This is a genomic window from Pseudomonadales bacterium, from assembly GCA_013215025.1.
Taxonomy (GTDB): domain Bacteria; phylum Pseudomonadota; class Gammaproteobacteria; order Pseudomonadales; family DT-91; genus DT-91.
Genome location: JABSRR010000162.1, coordinates 1 through 7,738, shown reverse-complemented (window position 1 = coordinate 7,738; position 7,738 = coordinate 1). Strand labels below are relative to the sequence as shown.

The window sequence follows — 7,738 nt, the reverse complement described above, 5'->3', positions numbered from 1 at the left end:
TATGATTTTTTCATCAGCTGCCCGAAAGGTCTTGAAGAGCTGTTAGCTGACGAAGTTGCGCAGTTTGGCTTTACCGTTAAATTAAAATTGGGTGGCGTTGCGGCACAGATAGACGAAGGTCGCTTTTATCAAATCTATGCTTTTTGTTTACATAGTCGACTTGCCAATCGTGTAGTCTGGGTGCTGTCTGAATTCACCGTGAGTGATAAAAACAGTTTGTTCCGCCAGCTTTAGTGGATCATTTTAATCAATATACAGGCTCGCGACCCAGTGTCGATGCGAAACAGCCTGATGTTGCCATTTATTGCCATCTAAATAAAAAGCAGCTGTTAGTCGGGCTTGATATCTCCGGTGGCTCTTTGCATCGTAGAGGCTATCGATTACAAGGTGCAAAAGCACCATTAAAAGAAAATTTGGCGGCAGCTTTGGTCTCGCGCGCCCGACAATTTTCAGCTGAAGGCCAGTGGGTTGATCCTTTTTGCGGCAGTGCTACCCTGTTAGTTGAAGGCTTGTTGTTAGATTTAAATATTGCCGCCAATGTCGATCGCAAGCATTTTGGTTTTGAACATCTGAAAAAACACAATCAGCAAGTGTTTTTAGAAATGCAGCGTGCTGCAAGTCAGCAACGTGATGCAGCGATTTCGGCTGCTGGCGATGCTCTTCAGCAAGATCAATTTTTAGCTTACGGCTTTGACGCTGATGAAAATGCTGTGTTAGCAGCTCGTGATAATATTCGTCGTGCAGGTTTAACCAAGCTGATCTCTATTCAACAGCGCAGTATTTTAAGCTTTAAAAGGCCTAGCGTTGAAAAAGCGCTATTAGTTATGAACCCGCCATACGGTGAGCGATTGTCTGAGCGCGATAAATTACTAAGCCTGTATGCCAATATAGGTGAACAATTAAAAAGCCAATGCCAAGGTGATCATGCCGCGATCCTCTCATCCGACCCCTTTTTATTGAAGAATCTTGGTCTACAAAAAAAGAAACGCTATAAGTTTTATAACGGTAAATTAGAATCTGAGTGGTTGCTATTTCAACTGTTTAAAAAGTCACAGCCAATAGAGGCTGATCACGATCTGGCGGAGTCAAAACAGGCCAGCGAAAAACCAAAGCCTTGGGCCAGTAAACCTGCTAGCGCGCAAGAGGAAAAAGATCAGCAGGCGATCGATATGGTGGCGAATCGATTGCGCAAAAATCAGAAGCGTCTATCGAAATGGGCGCAACAAGAAAGCATCAGCTGTTATCGTATCTATGATGCCGATATGCCTGAATATGCCTTTGCCTTGGATGTCTACGACGGCCGTTATCAATTGACTGAGTATGTCGCTCCGAAGTCGGTCGATGAATTTGCCGCCTATAAGCGGCAGCGTCAGTTTATCAAGGCTTGTTTGTCGGTGTTTGGTTTAGAAAAAGAGCAGCTGATATTAAAACAACGGCGACAACAAAAAGGTCAGCAACAATATCAAAAGATAAATCAGCGCGGGCATTTTTTTACGGTGCAAGAAGGGGATGCCACATTTGAAGTAAACCTGCATGATTATCTGGATACTGGGCTGTTCCTCGATCATCGACCGATACGTCTCAGTTTAGCAAAGCAAGCCGCAGGCAAACGTGTGTTGAATTTATTTTGCTATACCGCAACAGCATCTGTTCATGCTGCACTTGGCGGGGCAGATTGTTCAGACTCTGTCGATATGTCGCAAACTTATTTGGCCTGGGCAGAACGCAATTATCGCTTAAATAATCTAGACTTAAAACAGCATCGATTACATCGCGCCAATGTGCTGGACTGGATATCGCAAAATCAGCAGCAATATGATTTGATATTTATTGATCCGCCAAGTTTTTCAAATTCTAAGCGCATGCAAGGCAATTGGGATGTTCAACGCGATCACCATGGCGTATTACAACAGTTGATGCAGCATCTGGCGCCCGCAGGCGAGATGATCTTTTCGAATAATTTACGTCGGTTCAAATTAGACGCTCGTTTAGCGCAAGAATTTAAAGTGTCCGATATTAGTGCATCGACGATCGATCAAGACTTCAAGCGTAATAGTCATATTCATCAATGCTGGCGTATTAACCATAAATAGAGGTGATGTTTGAACCAGTCAATTGAATATCCGCAACAGCCAGCAAAAATCGCTCGAGCTTATATTCGCCCGAGTCAAAGCTTGCAGCTGTTGTCACGTCAAGAAATTGGCAGTTTGATGGAGTCGACAAAGTCTACCTATCAATTATTTCGGCGCTGTGTTTTGGCCATTTTAAGTGCTAATGCGTTTACTGATGATGTACAGGCACTGATTGATCATTTTGATGATTTTAAAATTCGCTTAGTCGTACAGTCTAGAGGTATTCGCCTCGATCTTTATAATGCCCCTGCTCATGCCTTTGTTGATGGCGTGATGATTAAAGCTTTGCGCTATCAAGTTTTTTCAGCACTGCGTGATATTGTCTTTGCTAAACAGGTATTTGATCAAAATGATCAGCAAGTTTATTCGGCGCAAACTACAGATCTTGTGTTTTCCATATTACGACATGCGAATATTGTTAGATCCGGTGTGCGGCCCAATCTGGTTGTTTGCTGGGGCGGCCATTCCATTCCACGACATGAATATGATTTCTGTAAGGAGCTAGGATATCAATTAGGGTTACGCGGCATTGATATTGCGACAGGCTCAGGTCCCGGTGCTATGAAAGGCCCGATGAAAGGGGCTGCAGTAGGCCACAATAAGCAGCAGCTTGAACATGGTCGTTATATTGGTATTACCGAACCTGGTATCATTGCCGCAGAATCGCCCAATATGTTGGTAAATGAGCTGGTGATTTTACCTGACATTGAAAAACGTCTAGAAGCTTTTGTTCGCCTTGCTCATGTGCTGGTTGTTTTTCCAGGCGGACCAGGCACTGCTGAAGAAATTTTGTATATTCTTAGCTTAAAAATGCAGCCCGAGAATGCTGATATTTTATTGCCATTATATTTTGCGGCCGACCATGATAGTGCTGATTATTTTTATCAGCTTGATCAATTTTTAGTGAGTTGCTTAGGTGAACAGGTGCGACAGCATTACAGCCTGCATATTGGTGAGCCGATCGATTTAGCGAAACGCATCAAAAACGATATGTATGACATTAAACGCGCGCGCAATCAGCGTGCTGATGCTTACACATTTAACTGGGATCTATTTATCCCAGAGTCTTTGCAGCAGGCATTTTCGCCAACCCACGAGAATATGTCCTTGCTTCAACTGTCAAAATCTATGCCGGTAGCCGACCTCGCCTGTAATTTACGAGCCGCTTTTTCAGGTATTGTGGCGGGTAATGTGAAGCCGTGGGGAGTTGCAGCAATACAGCAGCATGGGCCATTCAGGTTACATGCCGACAGCCACATTGCTGAACAACTTAATCGACTGCTGCAGCAGTTTGTTAAACAAGGTCGGATGTCGCTTTCTAATAAGCAATATCAACCTTGTTTTGAGTTAGTGGCAAGCTAATGCGCTTAAAAATACTGCTATTCGCTGTTTGCAAACTAAATAACTTGCTCAGACGCAGATATTTCATTAGTCTTAAATAATCTTCTTACGGATGATAATCATTATAAATATCGGAACAGTCTGGGATTAAGCTTTAAGTCACGCTGACTTAATTATTTTTTGCTGCGTATTAATGCTTAGTCAAACCGAAATCGAACCGTCTAAGGATCAATCATGTTAATTCTCACTCGCCGTGTGCAAGAAGCGTTGGTTATCAATGATAACGTAACCATCACCGTGCTCAGCGTCAAAGGCAATCAGGTTCGCCTGGGAATCGATGCGCCACGCGATGTTGAAGTGCACCGTGAAGAAATTTATCAGCGTGTTAAAGGCACGTCTGACGATGATAATGCTGGTAATCGTTAATCAAAACAGTGTTTAATAACATTTTTTAATTGATATTTAAGCTTTATTTTTTATCCATCTCGCTTAACTGATTTATTCAGAAAGACTTGCTGCATTGCACAATAGTTTATTCACAGTCTAATCATCAATCATTCTTGCACCATGTCAGTTCAAACCATCGCGCTGGATATCGATTTAAACAAGCCGCTTCATCAGCAGTCGTGGTTTTGTCAACAACAGGGGTTCAATGCCAAGCTGCAAGCTTGCATGGTGCGAGATCGTTTTTGGCTCTCTAAACAGCGGCATAAAATTCTGCAGCAAGAAAACCCAGATGCAGACTTAAGTGCGCGCTGGTTAGATCGGTTTATTGCCTCTGCTGAAATGCTTCAGCAACGCAGCCAGCTAGATCTTGCAATTACTTATCCCGAGCAGCTGCCGATAAGTCTGCATCAAGCAAAAATAAAATCACTCATAGCAGAGCACCAGGTTGTTGTGATTGCGGGTGAGACGGGTTCCGGTAAAACTACGCAGATTCCTAAGATTGCATTAGAGCTTGGCTTGGGCCGGCAAGGAAAAATTGCACATACTCAACCACGCCGAGTTGCAGCGACCGCAGTTGCAAGGCGCTTAGCTGAAGAGTTAGGTGTAAGCCTCGGTTCAGCAGTTGGCTATCAAATTCGTTTTCAGGATAATTCATCAGATCAATCATTGGTTAAGTTAATGACCGATGGCGTGCTTTTGGCAGAAATTGCACATGACCGATTTCTCGAACAATATGACTGCATCATTATTGACGAGGCACATGAAAGATCGCTCAATATTGATTTTTTGCTGGGGTATTTGCGCCAAATTTTACCGAAACGGCCTGATTTAAAAGTCATTATTACTTCGGCAACGATTGATACCGATCGATTTGCGCAACATTTTTTTGATGCCCCAGTGGTGCAGGTTGAAGGTCGAAGTTTCCCCGTTGATATTGTTTATCAACTAGCAGAGGATGCAACAGAGCAACTGGTGTTAGCAGATGCGGTGATACAGGCATTGACGGACATAGCCAGTGAAGAGCGTGAACAACAGCGCTATCAGAATGGTGATGTGTTGGTATTTCTTCCGGGTGAGGGTGAAATCAGGGAACTATCCAAGCAACTGCGACATTTTGATGATAATCAGCTTGAAGTTCTGCCCTTGTATGCGCGGCTATCAGCGCAAGAACAGCAAAAAATTTTATCAGCTAACCCACACAACCATATTCGCCGGGTAGTATTGGCAACCAATGTTGCTGAGACTTCATTAACAGTCCCTGGTATTCGTTACGTGATTGACTCTGGCTTGGCGCGCGTGTCTCGCTATTCGCATCGCAGCAAAGTACAGCAATTGCCGGTCGAAAAAATATCTCAGGCTGCCGCCAATCAGCGGGCAGGTCGCTGCGGTAGAGTGGCAGCCGGCGTTTGTTACCGGTTATACAGTGCTGCAGATTTTGATCATCGCGAGCCGTTTACGCAGCCAGAAATCCAGCGAACCAATTTATCGCAGGTGATTTTGCAAATGCAGAGTTTGCGTATTGGTGATGTATCAGACTTTCCTTTTCTCGAGCCGCCAGATAAGCGTTTGGTTAATGATGGCTTTAAGCAACTATTTGAAATAGGTGCGCTACAGCAAAATCGAAAAATCACGCCGCTGGGGAGAAAATTGGCCAAGTTGCCGATTGATCCAGCGCTGGCAAGAATAGTAATTCAGGCAGACAAAGAATCCTGCTTAGCTGAAATACTGATCATAGTCGCGGCATTGGCAATTCAAGATCCGCGCGAGTACCCGCAAGATAAACGTGAACAAGCGCAACAAAAGCACAGTGTTTACAAACATCCAGAGTCAGATTTCTTGGCGCTTCTGAAGCTATGGCAGCTCACTGAGGAACAGCGACAAGCGCTAAGCAAAAATCAATTTAAACGCTGGTGTAGCAAGCACTTTTTATCGCCGCAGCGCTTGCATGAATGGCGAGAGCTGCATCGTCAGCTATTAGGCATAATTCGAGATATGCAGTTCACGCAAAATCGACAGGCTGCCGACGCTATGCAAATTCACCGTGCCTTATTGTCAGGCTTTATTACGCAGCTTGGATTTCAGCATCAGCCACGGGTGTTTTTGGGAACGCGTAATCGAGAATTTCGAATCTTTCCAAGTTCCTATGTTGGCCGCAAGGCACCTAAGTGGATTATGTCGGCGCAGTTAATCGAGACCAGTCAACTGTTTGCCCATAAAGTGGGCAAAATCGAGCCAGAATGGGTTGAACAATTAGCACCGCATTTAATTAAGTACCATTATTCAGAGCCACATTTTTCATCCACACAAGGGCAGGTATTAGTGTGGCAGCAAGCCGCTATTTATGGCTTACAGTTGAGTGAGAAGAAACGTGTTAGCTATGCTAAAGTGGATAAGGCCCTAGCGCGAGAAATCTTTATTCGCGACGGTTTGGTGGCTGAGCAACTGCAAAGTTCGGCAAAGTTTTATCAACATAATAAGGCGCTGCGAGCTGCTGCGGAGCAACTGGAGGAAAAAACTCGACGACGTGATATTGTTGCTAATGATGAAGAAGTATATCAATTTTACGCTGCCAAGCTTGATGAGTCAGTTGTTAACAGAGTCAGCTTAGAGCGCTTTTGTGATTCACTTGAGGCAGGGCAGTCGCGGCTGTTGTTCGCAGATGAATCGCTGTTTACTCAGCAATTATTGAGTGATGATGAGGTTGCTCAGTTTCCTGATGAAATTGAGTGGCAAGGCGTTTCTTACCCGTTGCAGTATCAATTTAATCCCGGTAAAGCCAGTGACGGTCTCAGCATTACTGTGCCGTTAGAAAGTTTAAATCGCGTGCCCAGATTTTTGTTCGAATGGCTGGTGCCTGGTATGTTGGCTGATAAGGTAGAAGCACTGTTAAAATGTTTGCCAAAATCACAGCGTAAACAGTTAGTGCCCATTCCTAACACGGTTAATAAAATTTTGCCTCAGCTATCAGCAAAAGATGAACCGCTGCATAAAGCAATTGCTGACGCTGTGTTAAAGACTATAGGGGTGACAATCAAGGCAGATGATTTTCAGCTAGAAAGCTTAGATGACTATTATCGTGCCACAATTATCGTTGCTGGTAGACCCAGTAATAAATCTGAAACTGCTACTCTTCAGCATGCTGTAAAAAAATCAAACAAAAATAAAAAAAACCGGCGTACATCCGCAGCAATCATAGATCAGTCAAAGGATCTAGCTAAGCTAATTCATACACATGGTGATAAGGTTAAACAACAGCTTAACCAGCAGCTCAGTAAGATTAATCAGGGTGAGAGTAAAATTGAAACACGCTGGGTGTTTGGTGAGATTCAAACAGAACAGCTGATTGCCTCTGGCACAGCCCGCATTTGCGCTTATCCGGCTTTACAAGATATGGGTAAAACGGGTGTTCAATTAGTATTGACTGATTATCCGCATTTACAACAAAGCATGCATATGCAAGGCGTTTGCCGATTAGCTTTGCTGCAGCTGAATGATTCGGTTAAATATCTGCGTAAGCAGATACTTCGCGGCAACAGCTTGGCACTCAGCTGCCCTGCAGAAATCGATATGACAGAGTTAGCTGACGATTTACTGTTATCAGCGGCTAAACAAGTGTTCTTTGCTGAGCATTTGCCTTTTAGGCAGGAAGATTTTACGCAACTGTTGCAAAAGCATCGCAGTCAATTAACCGAGACAGCCCTAGCACTGGATAAAATGGTTGCTGAGGTATTTGCCATCGATCACACGATTCGCCAGCAAATGACCAAACTCAGTCAAGCTGCCTATACAGATTCTCTGGTAGATATTCAAAGTCAACG

At 44.0% G+C, this 7,738-nt stretch carries 3 protein-coding genes and 2 pseudogenes; all 5 read left to right on the top strand.

The window, feature by feature from the left end; translation table 11 throughout:
- Window positions 1-234 (top strand): 23S rRNA (guanine(2445)-N(2))/(guanine(2069)-N(7))-methyltransferase (locus HRU21_10565; protein ID NRA42730.1); only part of this gene is annotated, 234 nt, incomplete at its 5' end.
- Window positions 225-2,093, top strand: a pseudogene (gene rlmKL, locus HRU21_10560) (bifunctional 23S rRNA (guanine(2069)-N(7))-methyltransferase RlmK/23S rRNA (guanine(2445)-N(2))-methyltransferase RlmL). The gene HRU21_10565 and the pseudogene rlmKL, both read left to right, overlap by 10 nt.
- Before the next feature lie 60 nt (window positions 2,094-2,153).
- Window positions 2,154-3,494, top strand: a pseudogene (locus tag HRU21_10555) (DUF3412 domain-containing protein).
- Window positions 3,495-3,707: 213 nt separating this feature from the next.
- A complete protein-coding gene (gene csrA / locus HRU21_10550) occupies window positions 3,708-3,899 on the top strand; it encodes a carbon storage regulator CsrA (GenBank protein NRA42729.1) in 192 nt (63 codons plus the stop codon).
- 141 nt (window positions 3,900-4,040) lie between these two features.
- The coding region (gene hrpA / locus HRU21_10545; GenBank protein ID NRA42728.1) for an ATP-dependent RNA helicase HrpA at window positions 4,041-7,738 on the top strand (3,698 nt) is incomplete at its 3' end.